The organism is Cellulomonas sp. Root485 (assembly GCF_001426705.1).
Lineage (GTDB): Bacteria > Actinomycetota > Actinomycetes > Actinomycetales > Cellulomonadaceae > Cellulomonas.
In genome coordinates this window covers 1,618,846-1,634,193 of sequence record NZ_LMFC01000001.1, presented here as the reverse complement: position 1 = coordinate 1,634,193, position 15,348 = coordinate 1,618,846, and the positions used below count along the sequence as shown (strand labels likewise).

Genomic DNA, 15,348 nt, shown 5'->3' with positions numbered 1-15,348 from the left:
TACGCAACCGTAGGTTAGGATCGGGAGATGACCACCGTGGGATCAGGCCGACCGTCCGCCCCCTCGACCGGCGCCCCGCAGGAGGTGGCGATCCCCGACGAACCCCTCACCTCGGCACTCGACCGGGCCGCCCAGCGCTGGCCCGAGCGCGCGGCGGTGGACTTCCTCGGCGCGACGACCACGTATCGCGAGCTCGCCGACGCCGTCGCACGCGGTGCACAGGTGCTGCTCGACCTCGGCGTCCGGCCCGGTGACCGGGTCGCCCTCGTGATGCCGAACTGCACGGGACACGTCATCGCCTTCTACGCCGCGCTGCGCATCGGCGCCGTCGTCGTCGAGCACAACCCGACGTACACCGCAGGTGAGCTCGCGCACCAGCTCGCCGACTCCGGGGCGGTCGTCGCGCTCGTCTGGGAGAAGGCCGTCCCGCGGGTCCTGGAGTCGCTGCCGCGGACTGCCCTCAAGGCGGTCGTCGCCGTCGACCTCTCGGCGGACCTGTCGCGCGGCAAGCGGCTGGCGCTGCGCCTCCCGGTGCCGAGCGCGCGCCGCGTGCGGGCGGCGATGTGCGGGAAGGTGCCGCCCGCCTTCCCGATGTGGCACCGGCTGGTCGCCAAGGCAGCACCGCTGGACCCGGCGCACCCGGCGCCGTCGGCGGCCGACGTCGCGCTCCTGCAGTACACGGGCGGGACCACCGGCACCCCCAAGGGCGCGATGCTCACGCACCGCAACCTCGTCGCGAACGCCGTCCAGGGACACGCGTGGACCGGTGCCCAGCCGGGCACGGAGGTCGTCTACGGCGTTCTCCCGTTCTTCCACGCCTTCGGGCTCACGCTCTGCCTCAGCTACGCGATCCGCGTGGGCGCGACGCTCGTCGCCTTCCCCTCGTTCGATCCCGAGCGGGTGCTCGACGCGCAGCGGCGCCTCCCGGGCACGTTCCTGCCGGCTGTCCCGCCGATGCTCGACCGGCTCGCGGCTGCCGCGATGACGTCCGGCGCGGACCTCACGTCGTTCCGCTACGCGATCTCCGGGGCGATGGCCCTGCCGGCGTCCACCGCGCAGGCATGGGAGCAGGTGACGCGCGGCCTGGTGATCGAGGGGTACGGCATGACCGAGACCTCGCCGGTCGCGCTCGGCAACCCGCTGACCGACGCGCGCCGGCCGGGCTCCCTCGGCCTGCCGTTCCCGAGCACCAGCATCCGTGTGGTCGACCCCGCGGACGTCACGCGCGACGTCGAGCCCGGCGAGCGCGGCGAGCTGCTGATCCAGGGCCCGCAGGTCTTCGCCGGCTACTGGGGGCGGCCGGACGAGACCGCGGAGCAGCTCCTCGACGACGGCTGGCTGCGGACCGGGGACATCGTCACCGTCGACGAGACCGGGTGGGTGGTCCTCGTCGACCGCATCAAGGAGGTCATCGTCACCGGTGGGTTCAAGGTCTACCCGTCTCAGGTCGAGGAGCACCTGCGGGCCATGCCCGGGGTGGCGGACGTCGCCGTGGTCGGGATCCCCGGCGGGGACCTCGGCGAGACCGTCGTGGCAGCGGTCGTGCTCGAGCCGGGCGCCCGCGGGGTGGACCTGGACGCCGTGCGCGCGTGGGGCGAACGGCACCTGGCGCGCTACGCGCTCCCGCGCAGGCTCGTGCTCGTCGACGAGCTGCCGCGGTCCCAGGTCGGCAAGGTCCTGCGTCGCGTCGTCCGCGAGTCTGTGCTGGCAGGCTGAGAGCTCACCAGCCGCGGGCGCGCCACTCGGGCAGGTGCTCGCGCTCCGCCCCGAGCGTCGTGTCGCGGCCGTGGCCGGGGTAGACCCAGGTGTCGTCGTCGAAACGGTCGAAGACCCGTTCCACGACGTCGGTGTACAGCTGGTCGAAGGCCTCCGGGCCGTGCGTCGCGCCCACGCCGCCGGGGAACAGCGAGTCGCCGGTGAACAGGTGCGCGCGCCCGCCCGGCTCGCGGTAGGCGAGGGCGACCGATCCCGGGGTGTGACCGCGCAGTGCGACCACCCGCAGCGCGACGCTCCCCACCCGCACGGTGTCGCCGTCGTGGAGCCGCCGGGTCACCGCGATGTCCGTCGCCTCGGCGATGGCGTCGGCGTCGTCGGCGCCCGCCGCGACGGCCGCTCCGGTCACGGCGACGACGGACGCCAGGGCGCGGTGGTGGTCGGCGTGGCGGTGCGTGGTCACCACCAGGTCGAGCTGCGTCGTCCCCTCGTGCAGCAGGGCGAGGAGGCGGTCCGGGTCGTCGGCGGCGTCGACCAGCAGCTGGGCGCCGTCGGCCCGGCACGTGAGCAGGTAGGCGTTGTTCTGCATCGGCCCGACCGCGGCCTTGCGGATCTCGAGCTCGTCGAGCACCCGGACCTGTGTGGCACCGCCCACCTGCACGTCGCCGGTGTACGTCATCGCGCCCGCCGCTCGAGGGCCAGGTCGTGGCTGTGCACGGCGCGGACCAGTGCCAGGTGGGACAACGCCTGCGGAGTGTTGCCGGCCATCCGGCGACCGACCGGGTCGTACTGCTCCGCCAGCAGACCGACGTCGTTGGCCAGGCCGACCAGGATGTCGAGGACCTTGCTCGATCCCTCGACGTCGTCGGTGCGGGCGAGGGCGTCGGCGAGCCAGAACGAGCAGGCGAGGAACGCGTGCTCGTCCCCGGCGACCCCGTCGTCCGTGCGCTCGGTGGGGTAGCGGCGCAGCAGGCCGGGAGCGATCTCGAGCTCGGCCCGGATCGCCGCGAGGGTGGACACGAGGCGCGGATCGTACGCGGGCAGGAAGCCGACCTGCGCGAGCTGGAGCAGTGACGCATCGGTGTGCTCGGCGCCGTAGGACTGCACGAAGGTCTGCCGCTCCGCGCTCCACCCGTGTGCCAGCACGTCCGCGTGGATGGCGTCCCGCTCCGCGCGCCAGCGCTCCACAGGTGCGTCGAGCCCGTGCTTCTCCGCCGCCCGGACGGCGCGGTCGACCGCGGCCCACGCCATCACCTTCGAGTGCGTGAAGTGCCGCGGCTCGCCACGGACCTCCCAGATGCCGCGGTCCGGGTGCCGCCACCGCCCCAGCAGGTCGTCGACCAGGTGCCGCTGCATCGACCACGAGTCGTCCGTCTCGTCCAGACCCGCCTCGCGGGCGAGCTCCAGGGCGCACATCACCTCGCCGAGCACGTCGTTCTGCACCTGCCCGACAGCCGCGTTCCCGATGCGGACCGGGCGCGAGCCGGCGTAGCCCGCGAGGTGGTCGAGCTCCCGCTCCAGGAGGTGCCGGCCGCCGTCGACCCGGTACATGATCTGCAGGTCCGACGACCGCCCGGCCACGGCGCGCAGCAGCCAGTCCCGCCAGCCGGTGGCCTCCTCGCGGTACCCGTGCTCGAGCAGGGCCTCGAGCGTCATCGCCGCGTCGCGCAGCCAGCAGTACCGGTAGTCCCAGTTGCGCTCGCCGCCGAAGTCCTCCGGCAGGGACGTCGTGGCGGCCGCGACGATCCCGCCGGTCTCCGCGTCGGTGAGCAGCCGCAGCACCAGCAGGGAGCGCACGACGGCATCCCGGTACGAGCCGTGGTACTCGCAGCTGGCAGCCCACAGACCCCAGGAGATCCGCGTGGAGTCGATCCGGTCCGCGATGGTCAGCCGGGGTGGCACGGCCTCCCAGGACCGCGTCCAGGTCAGCGCCAGCTCGACCGACTCGCCCTCGTGCAGCGTGAACCGGTCGGCGTGCCGGTGGTCCACCGGCCTCGGCAGGCGGTCGCCGCGCAGCAGCAGCGAGTCCGGGCCGGCGATCGCCTGGATCGCGTCGTCCCCGTCCTCGTCGGTGATGCGCCGTACCCACGGCACGACCGCCCCGTACCCGAACCGCACCACCCACTCGTGCTCGACCTCGACGCTGCCGCTGGTGCAGACGAGCCGGCGCACCAGGTCCGCACGCCCGTCGTTGAGCGGCATGGTCTCCTGCGCGACGGCGGTCCCGGCGGGCGTCTCGTAGGTCGTCTCCAGCACGAACGAGGCGTCGAGGTAGCGGCGGCTGACGCGCGTCGCGTCGCGCACGGTGAGGAGCCAGCGCCCGTTGTCCGGTGTGCCGAGCAGCCGGGCGAACGAGGCCGCCGAGTCGAACGTGGGGAGGCACAGCCAGTCGATCGAGCCGCGCAGCGAGACCAGCGCAGCCGTCTTCCCGTCCCCGAGGACGGCGTAGTCCTCGACGGGCACCAGCGGGGGGTCGACGACGGCGTCAGGTCTCTCCACGAAGCGAGCATGACGCGGTGACGGGGGTGTGGCACCTCGACGCGTTGTGTGGACGCTCACGTCGAACAGATGTGCGATTGTCAGTGGAGACACGTAGACTCCCCGCCGTGAACGAACGACTGGTGGTGCAGGGCGCCCGCGAGCACAACCTCCGCAACGTCGACCTCGATCTCCCGCGTGACAAGCTCATCGTGTTCACCGGTCTGTCCGGGTCCGGGAAGTCCTCGCTCGCGTTCGACACGATCTTCGCGGAGGGACAGCGACGCTACGTCGAGTCGCTGTCCGCGTACGCGCGGCAGTTCCTCGGGCAGATGGACAAGCCCGACGTCGACTTCATCGAGGGCCTCTCGCCGGCGGTGTCCATCGACCAGAAGTCGACCAACCGCAACCCGCGATCGACGGTCGGCACCATCACCGAGGTGTACGACTACCTGCGCCTCCTGTACGCGCGTGCGGGGACGCAGTACTGCCCGATCTGCGGCGAGCGCGTCACCGCGCAGACGCCCCAGCAGATCGTGGACCGGCTGCTCGAGCTTCCCGAGGGCACGCGGTACCAGGTGCTCGCGCCGGTCGTCCGCGGCCGCAAGGGCGAGTACGCCGACCTGTTCAAGGAGCTGCAGAGCAAGGGCTTCGCGCGCGCCCGGGTCGACGGTGAGGTCGTGCAGCTCACCGACCCGCCCACGCTCGAGAAGAAGCTCAAGCACGACATCGAGGTGGTCATCGACCGCCTCGTCTCCCGCGAGGGTGTGAAGCGACGGCTGACCGACTCCGTGGAGACCGCCCTCGGGCTCGCCGGCGGCCTGCTCGTCGTCGAGCTCGTGGACGCCGACATCGACGACCTCAACCGCGAACGCCGGTTCTCGGAGCACCGCGCGTGCCCGAACGACCACGTGCTCACGCTCGACGAGATCGAGCCCCGCACGTTCTCGTTCAACGCGCCGTACGGCGCCTGTCCGGAGTGCACCGGCATCGGGTCCCGACTGGAGGTGGACCCCGACCTGGTGGTCCCCGACGAGGACCTGTCGCTCGACGAGGGCGCGATCGCGCCGTGGTCGCAGATCTCCAGCGAGTACTTCGCCCGCGTGCTCAGCGCCCTGGCCTCGGACATGGGCTTCTCGACGTCCGTGCCGTGGCGGGCGCTCCCGCAGCGGGCCAAGGACGCGGTGCTGCACGGCCAGAACCACGAGGTGAAGGTCCGGTACAAGAACCGCTGGGGCCGCGAGCGGCAGTACTCGACGGGCTTCGAGGGTGTCATCACGTTCCTCGAGCGCCGGCACACCGAGACGGACTCGGACTGGAGCAAGGAGAAGTACGAGGCCTTCATGCGCGAGGTCCCGTGCCCGGTGTGCGAGGGCGCGCGGCTCAAGCCGGAGGTGCTCGCGGTCCGGGTCGGCGGCAAGTCCATCGCCGAGGTCTGCACGCTGCCCATCCGTGAGGCGCGCGCGTTCCTCGACGGCCTGGAGCTGGGCGAGCGCGAGCGAGCGATCGCCGCGCAGGTGCTCAAGGAGATCCAGGCGCGGCTGGGCTTCCTGCTCGACGTCGGCCTCGACTACCTCTCGCTGACCCGGCCCGCCGCGACGCTGTCCGGTGGCGAGGCGCAGCGCATCCGGCTCGCGACGCAGATCGGCTCCGGCCTGGTCGGTGTGCTCTACGTCCTCGACGAGCCCAGCATCGGCCTGCACCAGCGCGACAACCGACGTCTGATCGACACGCTCACGCGCCTGCGGGACCTGGGCAACACCCTCATCGTCGTCGAGCACGACGAGGACACCATCCGCACGGCGGACTGGATCGTCGACATCGGCCCCGGCGCCGGCGAGCACGGCGGGCGCGTCGTCCACTCGGGCGACCTCGCCGGGCTGCTGTCGTCGGCGGAGTCGGTGACGGGCGCTTACCTGTCCGGCCGACGGTCCATCCCGATGCCGCAGATCCGCCGCCCGATCGACACGAGCCGCCAGCTCACGGTCGTCGGCGCGCGCGAGCACAACCTGCAGGGCATCGACGTGACGTTCCCGCTGGGGGTCCTCACGGCCGTGACCGGCGTGTCCGGGTCCGGGAAGTCGACGCTGGTCAACGCGATCCTGTACACGGTCCTCGCCAACGAGCTCAACGGGGCGCGCCAGGTCGCCGGCCGGCACAAGCGCGTGACCGGCCTGGAGCACCTGGACAAGGTCGTGCACGTCGACCAGGGCCCGATCGGTCGCACCCCGCGGTCCAACCCCGCCACGTACACCGGGGTCTGGGACCACGTACGCAGGCTGTTCGCGGAGACCACCGAGGCGAAGGTCCGCGGCTACACGCCCGGCCGCTTCTCGTTCAACGTCAAGGGCGGTCGCTGCGAGGCGTGCTCCGGCGACGGAACCCTGAAGATCGAGATGAACTTCCTGCCGGACGTCTACGTCCCGTGCGAGGTCTGCCATGGCGCGCGCTACAACCGCGAGACGCTCGAGGTGCACTTCAAGGGCAAGACGGTCGCCGACGTGCTGAACATGCCGATCGAGGAGGCCGCGGAGTTCTTCGCCGCCGTCCCCGCGATCTCACGGCACCTGCGCACGCTGGTCGACGTCGGCCTCGGCTACGTCCGCCTCGGGCAGCCCGCCCCGACGCTCTCGGGTGGCGAGGCGCAGCGCGTTAAGCTCGCGGCGGAGCTCCAGCGTCGCTCGACCGGGCGGACCATCTACGTCCTGGACGAGCCGACGACGGGTCTGCACTTCGAGGACATCCGCAAGCTGCTCGGGGTGCTCCAGTCGCTGGTGGACAAGGGCAACTCGGTCATCGTGATCGAGCACAACCTGGACGTCATCAAGAACGCCGACTGGGTGATCGACATGGGACCCGAGGGCGGCAGCGGCGGCGGGCTCGTCATCGCCGAGGGCACCCCCGAGCACATCGCCTCCGTCGAGGCGAGCCACACCGGGCGGTTCCTCGCCGAGGTGCTCGAGCCGGAGCCGCAGCCCGTCAAGCGCAAGCGCGCCGTCAAGCAGCCCATCCCGGCGTAGCGGTCGCATGACGCGACGGACGAAGTGACGGGGTCAGTGCGAGACGGACTGCGCCGTGCGCACCGGCACGGGCTCGTGCCGGACGGGGAAGTTGACGGACCGCGAGATGAAGCAGTGCTCGTGGGCCTGGTGGTGGATGCCGGCGAGCACGCCGTCGGTGACCGCAGCACCGGTGGGCAGGTGCGCCCCCGCGGCGAGGGTCACGCGCGGGCGCAGCACGACTTCGCGGAACTGTCCCTGCCCAGCGGCCTCGATCCGCATCGTGCCCACGGCCTGGTCCTCGTACCCGACCACGACGACGCCCGCGGCGGACGCGAGGTGCAGGAACCACAGCATGTGGCACTGCGCGAGCGCGCTGACCAGCAGCTCCTCCGGGTTGTACCGGGTCGGGTCGCCGCGGAACGCCGGGTCCGACGACCCCAGCAAGGGCGGCTTCGACCCGATCCGCACCTCGTGGTCGCGGCTGTACGCGGTGTAGCTCGAGGTGCCGGTGCGTCCGGCGCCGGTCCAGGTGACGTCGACGGAGTACGTGTGGAGGGGGCCCATCTGCCCACGGTAGCGGCGTCCGGCACGGCCCGGGCGGTCCGTGGCGTCAGCGGTGCGAACTACGCTCGAGAACATGGCTGATCCCGCCACATACCGGCCCGCTCCGGGAGAGATCCCCGACTCGCCGGGGGTCTACCGCTTCCGCGACGAGCACGGCCGCGTCATCTACGTCGGCAAGGCCAAGAGCCTGCGCTCGCGCCTGTCCAGCTACTTCCAGGACCTGTCCGGGCTGCACCAACGGACCCAGCAGATGGTCACCACGGCCGCGTCGGTGCAGTGGACGGTCGTCGGGACCGAGGTCGAGGCGCTGGCGCTCGAGTACTCGTGGATCAAGGAGTTCGACCCGCGGTTCAACGTCAAGTACCGCGACGACAAGTCGTACCCGTACCTCGCGGTGACCCTGGCCGACGAGTTCCCCCGGATCCAGGTGATGCGCGGCGCCAAGCGCAAGGGCACGCGCTACTTCGGCCCGTACGCGCACGCGTGGGCCATCCGCGAGACGGTCGACCTGCTGCTGCGCGTGTTCCCGGTGCGGACCTGCTCGGCGGGGGTGTTCAAGCGAGCCCACCAGCAGGGCCGGCCGTGCCTGCTCGGGTACATCGACAAGTGCTCGGCGCCGTGCGTCGGTCGCATCTCGCCGGACGACCACCAGCAGCTCGCCCGCGACTTCTGCGACTTCATGGCCGGCGACACCGCGAAGTTCACGCGCCGCCTCACCGCGCGCATGAAGGAGGCAGCGTCGGAGCTCGACTACGAGCGTGCCGCACGGCTGCGGGACGACATCGCGACGCTCGAGCGGGCGACCGAGAAGAACGCCGTCGTGCTCGCGGACGGCACGGACGCGGACATCTTCGCGCTGGCCGGCGACGAGCTCGAGGCTGCGGTGCAGGTCTTCCACGTGCGCGACGGGCGCATCCGTGGACAGCGCGGCTGGGTCGTCGAGAAGGTCGAGGACATCACGGACGCCGAGCTGGTGGAGCACCTGCTCCAGCAGATCTACGGGTCGGAGGCCGCTGCCGGCGACGGCGGTGCGGGCTCGTCGGCGGTTCCGCGCGAGGTTCTCGTCCCGGTGCTGCCGCCCGACGTCGACCAGGTGCAGGCGTGGCTGTCCGGGCTGCGCGGGAGCCGGGTCTCGGTGCGGATCCCGCAGCGCGGGGACAAGCGCGAGCTGGCGGCGACCGTGCACCGCAACGCCGAGCACGCGCTGGTGCTGCACCGCACCCGACGCGCCGGCGACCTGACCACCCGCAGCCAGGCGCTGCAGGAGATCCAGGAGGCGCTGGACCTGCCGTCGGCGCCGCTGCGGATCGAGTGCTACGACGTCTCGCACAACCAGGGGACGTACCAGTCGGCGTCGATGGTCGTGTTCGAGGACGGGCTCGCCCGCAAGAGCGAGTACCGGCTGTTCACCATCCGTGGCCCCGAGGGGCAGGGCGCCCGGGACGACACCGCGGCGATGCACGAGGTCATCACGCGACGGTTCCGCCGGTACCTCGCGGACCGTGCGGACGCCCGGGACCTCGAGCTCGGCGGCGGTGAGGACGAGGACGGCGTGCCGCTGCGGTCGGGGCCCATCGACGAGGTCACCGGCAAGCCCGCGCGGTTCGCGTACCCGCCCAACCTGATCGTGGTCGACGGAGGTCCGCCGCAGGTCGCCGCCGCGGCAGCCGCGATGACGGAGCTCGGGATCGACGACGTCGCGCTCGTCGGGCTGGCCAAGCGGCTGGAGGAGGTGTGGCTGCCGGGGGAGGAGTACCCGGTGATCCTGCAGCGCAGCTCGGAGGGTCTGTACCTGCTCCAGCGCCTGCGTGACGAGGCCCACCGGTTCGCGATCACCGCGCACCGCAAGCGCCGGAGCAAGGGCATGACCACGTCGGTGCTCGACGGTGTCCCCGGGCTCGGCCCGGCGCGTCAGGCCGCGCTGCTGCGGCACTTCGGGTCGGTCAAGCGCCTGCGGGCCGCGTCGGTCGAGGAGATCGCGTCGGTGCAGGGCATGGGGGACAGGACTGCCGCGGCGGTCGTCGCAGCGCTCGCCTCCCCGGGAGTGGCGGCGGACCCGGTGCCCGAGTCGGCTGGCATGCTGGACGCATGAGCGACGAGCCTTCGCCGATCACGGTGCCCGCCGGGATCCCCGCCCTCGAGGCGGCCACCGAGGCGCCCCACCTGAGCCAGCCGCAGGTCCTGATCATCACCGGGATGTCCGGTGCCGGTCGCACGCGCGCAGCCGCCGTGCTGGAGGACCTCGACTGGTACGTCATCGACAACCTGCCCGCCCAGATGCTCACGCACCTGGTCGGGATGCTCACCAGCGGGCCCGCAGGCGCCCGCGCGCAGCGGCTCGCCGCCGTGATCGACGTCCGCGGTCGCGAGTTCTTCCGGGACCTCGCACCGGTGCTGGCGGGGCTGCGGGAGTCGGGGGTGGAGTACCGCATCCTGTTCCTCGACGCGTCCGACGAGGTGCTCGTCCGCCGGTTCGAGCAGGTCCGTCGGCCGCACCCGCTGCAGGGTCGGGGCCGCATCCTCGACGGCATCGCGGAGGAGCGTGCCATCCTCTCGGACCTGCGGGAACGCGCGGACACCCTCATCGACACCTCGGAGCTCAACGTGCACGACCTCGCGCGCGAGGTCCGCGCCGTGGTCGCCAGCGGCGAGCAGGACGCACTGCGGATCTCCATCGTCTCGTTCGGGTTCAAGTACGGGATCCCGCTCGACGCCGACCACGTGGTCGACATGCGGTTCCTGTCCAACCCCTACTGGATCACCGAGCTGCGGCACCTGACCGGCCGCGACGCCCCCGTGCGCGACTACGTCCTCGGCCTGCCGGGTGCGATCACCTTCATCGACCGGTACGTCGACACGCTCGAGCCGGTGCTCGCGGGGTACCTCAACGAGGAGAAGCGCTACGTGACGATCGCCGTCGGCTGCACGGGCGGCAAGCACCGCTCGGTCGCCGTGAGCGAGGCGATCGCCGCGAGGCTGCGGGAGCGAGGGCACCTCGTGGCCGTGTCTGCCCGCGACCTCGGCAAGGAATGAGGGCGGCCTCGCCGGCCGTCGTCGCGCTCGGGGGCGGCCACGGACTGTCGGCGTCGCTGTCGGCGCTGCGCCTGATGACCGACCGGATCACGGCGGTCGTCACGGTCGCCGACGACGGCGGGTCCTCCGGACGGCTCCGCGACGAGCTCGGGGTCCTGCCGCCGGGGGACCTGCGCATGGCGCTGTCGGCCCTGTGCGACGACTCCGACTGGGGCCGGACGTGGCGGGACCTGCTCCAGCACCGGTTCAGCTCCTCGGGGGACCTCGACCAGCACGCGGTGGGCAACCTGCTGATCGTCGCGCTCTGGGAGCTGCTGGGCGACACGGTCGAGGGTCTCGACTGGGTGGGCAAGCTCCTGGGCGCGCGTGGCCGGGTGCTGCCGATGGCCGCGGTGCCGCTGCGCATCGAGGCGGAGGTCAAGGACGCGGCCGGGGTGTCCCGACTGGTCGTGGGGCAGAGTGCCGTCGCCGTGACGACCGGGACGATCTCCCAGGTCCGCCTGGAGCCGTCCGACCCGCCGGCGTGTCCGGAGGCGGTGGCGGCGATCGATGCCGCCGACTGGATCGTGCTCGGTCCGGGCTCCTGGTACACCTCGGTGCTCCCGCACCTGCTCGTCCCCGGTCTGCGGGAGGCGCTGCACCGGACGAGTGCGCGCACGATCGTGACGCTCAACCTCGCGTCGGGTGAATCGGGGGAGACGGCAGGGATGCGCGCGGACCAGTACCTCGACGTGCTGCACGCGCACGCACCGGAGCTGAGCGTCGACGCCGTCGTCGCGGACCCGACGGCCGTCGAGGACGTCGCTGCGCTCGCCTCGCGGAGCGCGGACCTGGGGGCCCGCCTCCTGCTCCGCCAGGTCAGCCGAGGTGACGGCACGCCGCGGCACGACCCGTTGCGGCTCGCCGGCGCGTACTCGGACGTGCTCGACGGCTTTCTCGGGGACGTCGGGACGCGAGAGAAGCCACCCGAGTAGGTGACCGGAGCGGTCCCGGACACGTGTCCCGCAATGGCAGGATGCACCCCATGGCGTTGACGGCACAGGTGAAGGACGAGCTCGCCCGTCTGAAGGTGGACAAGACGTCCTCACGGAAGGCCGAGGTCTCGGCCACCCTGAGGTTCGCCGGGGGGCTGCACATCATCTCGGGTCGGATCGTCATCGAGGCAGAGCTGGACACGGGCATCGCAGCCCGACGGCTCCGACAGGCGATCGCCGAGGTCTACGGGCACGAGAGCGAGATCATCGTCGTCTCCGGCGGTGGTCTGCGCCGCGGCAGCCGGTACGTGGTCCGGGTGGTCAAGGACGGCGAGTCGCTCGCGCGTCAGACCGGCCTCCTGGACAACCGCGGGCGTCCGGTGCGCGGTCTCCCGCCGCAGGTCGTGTCGGCCGGGGTGGCCGAGGCCGAGGCGGCCTGGCGCGGTGCGTTCCTCGCGCACGGCTCGCTCACCGAGCCCGGCCGGTCGTCGGCCCTGGAGGTCACCTGCCCCGGGCCGGAGGCGGCGCTCGCGCTGGTCGGGGCCGCGCGTCGGCTCGGGATCGCCGCGAAGGCGCGCGAGGTGCGTGGCATCGACCGTGTCGTCATCCGCGACGGTGACGCGATCAGCGCGATGCTCGCCCGGCTCGGCGCCCACGAGACGATGCTCGTCTGGGAGGAGCGCCGCGTGCGGCGCGAGGTCCGCGGCACAGCGAACCGGCTCGCGAACTTCGACGACGCCAACCTGCGGCGGTCGGCTCGCGCGGCAGTGGCGGCCGGTGCCCGGGTCGAGCGGGCGTTCGAGATCCTCGGCGACGAGCTCCCCGAGCACCTGCGTGAGGCGGGCGAGCTGCGCCTGGCGCACAAGGAGGCTTCGCTGGAGGAGCTGGGCAAGCTCGCGGTGCCCACCCTGACCAAGGACGCGGTCGCGGGACGGATCCGGCGGCTGCTGGCGACGGCGGACAAGCGCGCGGTCGAGCTGGGCATCCCGGACACCGAGGCGGGCCTGAGCCCTGACCTGCTCGACCTCTGAGCGGTCGTCCCACGGTCGTCGTGCCCGTGCCGGGACCTTCGTCCTGACTCTGCGGGCGCTGTCCGCGTGACCGTCGTCACGGGTATAGGCTCGGGTCATCCGACCGCCTGACGTGCGTCCGTGCTGTGCACGGGAGCTCGGTGAGACGGTCGGAACGCACAGCGGCGTGCGTGACCCCATCACCAAAATGTGTGCGCCGGCCCCCCGTCGGCGCTGCCGAGGAGGGCAAGTGACCATCCGCGTCGGTATCAATGGCTTCGGCCGTATCGGGCGTAATTTCTACCGGGCGATCATCGCGTCCGGCGCCGACATCGAGATCGTCGGTGTGAACGACCTCACGGACAACAAGACGCTCGCGCACCTGCTCAAGTACGACACCGTGCTGGGCCGGTTCCCGCTGAGCGTCGACTTCGACGACGAGAACATCATCGTCGACGGCAAGAAGATCCGTGCGCTCGAGGAGCGGGACCCCGCGAACCTCCCGTGGGCCGAGCTGGGTGCGGACATCGTCATCGAGTCCACCGGCTTCTTCACGGACGCGACCAAGGCCAAGGCGCACATCGACGCCGGCGCCAAGAAGGTCATCATCTCCGCCCCGGCGAAGAACGAGGACGGCACGTTCGTGATGGGTGTCAACCACACGGACTACGACGCCGCGACGCAGCACATCATCTCCAACGCGTCGTGCACCACGAACTGCCTCGCCCCGGTCGCCAAGGCGCTCAACGACTCCATCGGCATCGAGCGTGGCCTCATGACCACGATCCACGCCTACACGGGTGACCAGAACCTGCAGGACGGCCCCCACAAGGACCTCCGTCGTGCCCGCGCCGCCGCGCAGAACATCGTCCCCACCTCGACCGGTGCGGCCAAGGCCGTGGCGCTCGTGCTCCCGGAGCTCAAGGGCAAGCTCGACGGCTTCGCGCTCCGCGTGCCGACGATCACCGGCTCGGCGACGGACCTGACGTTCACGGCCTCGCGCGAGGTCACCGTCGAGGAGGTCAACGCTGCGGTCAAGGCCGCCGCCGATGGCCCGCTCAAGGGTGTTCTCGAGTACGTCGAGGACGAGATCGTGTCGAGCGACATCGTCACCAACCCGCACCAGAGCATCTTCGACTCGAAGCTCACCAAGGTGAGCGGCGACCTGGTCAAGATCATCGCCTGGTACGACAACGAGTGGGGCTACTCGAACAGCCTCGTCGCCCTCACCACGTACGTCGGCGAGCGTCTCTGACGGTCTCGTTGCACCTGTAGTGACGGTCATGCGTCCGCGTGCGCCCCGGCCCCTGTGGCCCGGGCGCACGCGGACGCTGCCGTGTCAGCCCCTGCTCGAGTCACGGGAAGAAGACGCATGAAGACCATCGAGGACCTCGGCGACCTGCGCGGCAAGCGCGTGCTCGTCCGCTCCGACTTCAACGTGCCGCTGGACGGCACCACCATCACGGACGACGGCCGCGTGCGCGCGGCCCTCCCGACGCTCCAGGCGCTGCTCGCCGCCGGTGCGCGCGTGGTCGTGACGGCCCACCTCGGCCGCCCTAAGGGCGCTCCGGAGGACAAGTACTCGCTCAAGCCCGTCGCCGACCGGCTCGCCGAGGTGCTGGGCCAGCCCGTCGCGCTGGCGACCGACGTGGTCGGCGACTCGGCCAAGGCCACCGTCGCCGCGCTGCAGGACGGCGAGATCGCCCTGCTGGAGAACATCCGGTTCGACCCGCGCGAGACGTCCAAGGTCGACGCCGAGCGCGCCGAGCTGGCCGGTGAGCTCGCCGAGCTGGCCGATGTCTTCGTGTCCGACGGATTCGGCGTCGTGCACCGCAAGCAGGCGTCGGTCTACGACGTCGCGCTGGTGCTCCCGCACGCGGTCGGCAAGCTCGTCCTCAAGGAGGTCGCGTCGCTGCGCAAGGCGACCGACGACCCGGCGCGTCCCTACGTGGTCGTGCTCGGTGGCTCCAAGGTGTCGGACAAGCTCGGCGTGATCGCCAACCTCATCACGAAGGCGGACCGCCTCCTGATCGGTGGCGGCATGCTCTTCACGTTCCTCGCGGCGAAGGGCTACTCGGTGGGCAACTCGCTCCTCGAGGAGGACCAGATCGAGACGGTCAAGGGCTACCTGGCGCAGGCCGAGGAGGCCGGCGTGGAGATCGTCCTGCCCACCGACATCGTCGTCGCTGACGAGTTCAAGGCCGACTCCCCGGCGCAGGTCGTCGCGGCCGACGCCATCCCGGACGGCAAGATCGGCCTGGACATCGGTCCTGAGTCCAGCGCGCTGTTCGCCAGCAAGATCGTGGACGCCAAGACGATCGTCTGGAACGGCCCGGCCGGCGTGTTCGAGTTCGAGGCGTTCTCGGGCGGCACGCGTGCCGTCGCGCAGGCGCTGGTCGACGCGGGCGCCAACGGCGGCTTCACGATCGTCGGCGGTGGCGACTCCGCCGCGGCCGTGCGCACGCTCGGCTTCGACGAGGCCGGGTTCGGACACATCTCGACCGGTGGTGGCGCGAGCCTCGAGTTCCTCGAGGGCAAGACGCTCCCCGGCATCGCGGTACTGGAGGACTGAGC

11 protein-coding genes are annotated in these 15,348 nt (G+C 71.7%); 8 read left to right on the top strand and 3 right to left on the bottom strand.

What is annotated here, in order from left to right; all coding sequences use genetic code 11:
* Window positions 1-27 precede the first annotated feature (27 nt).
* Window positions 28-1,716 carry an AMP-binding protein gene (locus ASD16_RS07445; protein WP_055914854.1) on the top strand — a complete coding sequence of 563 codons (1,689 nt, stop codon included), beginning with the start codon at window positions 28-30 and terminating at the stop codon, window positions 1,714-1,716.
* 4 nt (window positions 1,717-1,720) lie between these two features.
* Here ASD16_RS07445 and ASD16_RS07440 read toward each other — a convergent pair whose 3' ends face one another.
* Together ASD16_RS07440 and ASD16_RS07435 are read right to left on the bottom strand one after the other, a co-directional pair.
* Window positions 1,721-2,392: an MBL fold metallo-hydrolase gene (locus ASD16_RS07440; RefSeq protein ID WP_055914851.1), complete on the bottom strand. Its 672-nt coding sequence runs from the start codon at window positions 2,390-2,392 to the stop codon at window positions 1,721-1,723.
* Window positions 2,389-4,212 (bottom strand): glycoside hydrolase family 15 protein, encoded by a 1,824-nt coding sequence (locus ASD16_RS07435; RefSeq protein WP_055914848.1) that lies wholly within the window; start codon window positions 4,210-4,212, stop codon window positions 2,389-2,391. The genes ASD16_RS07440 and ASD16_RS07435 overlap by 4 nt, the downstream gene beginning before the upstream one ends.
* Window positions 4,213-4,319: 107 nt before the next feature.
* Between ASD16_RS07435 and uvrA the strand changes: the two genes are divergently transcribed.
* On the top strand, window positions 4,320-7,211 hold the full coding sequence (gene uvrA / locus ASD16_RS07430; protein WP_055914845.1) for an excinuclease ABC subunit UvrA: 2,892 nt from the start codon (window positions 4,320-4,322) through the stop codon (window positions 7,209-7,211).
* Window positions 7,212-7,244: 33 nt separating this feature from the next.
* Here the strand turns inward: uvrA and ASD16_RS07425 are convergent, their stop codons facing one another.
* Window positions 7,245-7,757, bottom strand: coding sequence for an OsmC family protein (locus ASD16_RS07425; RefSeq protein ID WP_055914842.1), 513 nt, complete (start codon window positions 7,755-7,757; stop codon window positions 7,245-7,247).
* A gap of 73 nt (window positions 7,758-7,830) precedes the next feature.
* Between ASD16_RS07425 and uvrC the strand changes: the two genes are divergently transcribed.
* From uvrC to pgk, 6 genes are all read left to right on the top strand, one after another.
* Window positions 7,831-9,849, top strand: coding sequence for an excinuclease ABC subunit UvrC (gene uvrC, locus ASD16_RS07420; RefSeq protein WP_055914839.1), 2,019 nt, complete (start codon window positions 7,831-7,833; stop codon window positions 9,847-9,849).
* Window positions 9,846-10,790, top strand: coding sequence for an RNase adapter RapZ (gene rapZ / locus ASD16_RS07415; protein WP_055914836.1), 945 nt, complete (start codon window positions 9,846-9,848; stop codon window positions 10,788-10,790). The genes uvrC and rapZ overlap by 4 nt, the downstream gene beginning before the upstream one ends.
* Window positions 10,787-11,764 (top strand): uridine diphosphate-N-acetylglucosamine-binding protein YvcK, encoded by a 978-nt coding sequence (gene yvcK, locus ASD16_RS07410; RefSeq protein ID WP_055914832.1) that lies wholly within the window; start codon window positions 10,787-10,789, stop codon window positions 11,762-11,764. Before rapZ ends, yvcK begins: the two co-directional genes overlap by 4 nt.
* A 50-nt stretch (window positions 11,765-11,814) precedes the next feature.
* The gene (gene whiA / locus ASD16_RS07405) at window positions 11,815-12,795 is read left to right on the top strand and encodes a DNA-binding protein WhiA (protein ID WP_055914830.1); all 981 of its coding nucleotides are present in this window, start codon (window positions 11,815-11,817) and stop codon (window positions 12,793-12,795) included.
* A 229-nt stretch (window positions 12,796-13,024) separates the two neighbouring features.
* Complete coding sequence (gene gap / locus ASD16_RS07400) at window positions 13,025-14,029, top strand: type I glyceraldehyde-3-phosphate dehydrogenase (RefSeq protein ID WP_055914827.1); 1,005 nt, start codon at window positions 13,025-13,027, stop codon at window positions 14,027-14,029.
* A 117-nt stretch (window positions 14,030-14,146) separates the two neighbouring features.
* Window positions 14,147-15,346, top strand: coding sequence for a phosphoglycerate kinase (pgk, locus tag ASD16_RS07395; protein WP_055914824.1), 1,200 nt, complete (start codon window positions 14,147-14,149; stop codon window positions 15,344-15,346).
* Window positions 15,347-15,348 lie beyond the last annotated feature (2 nt).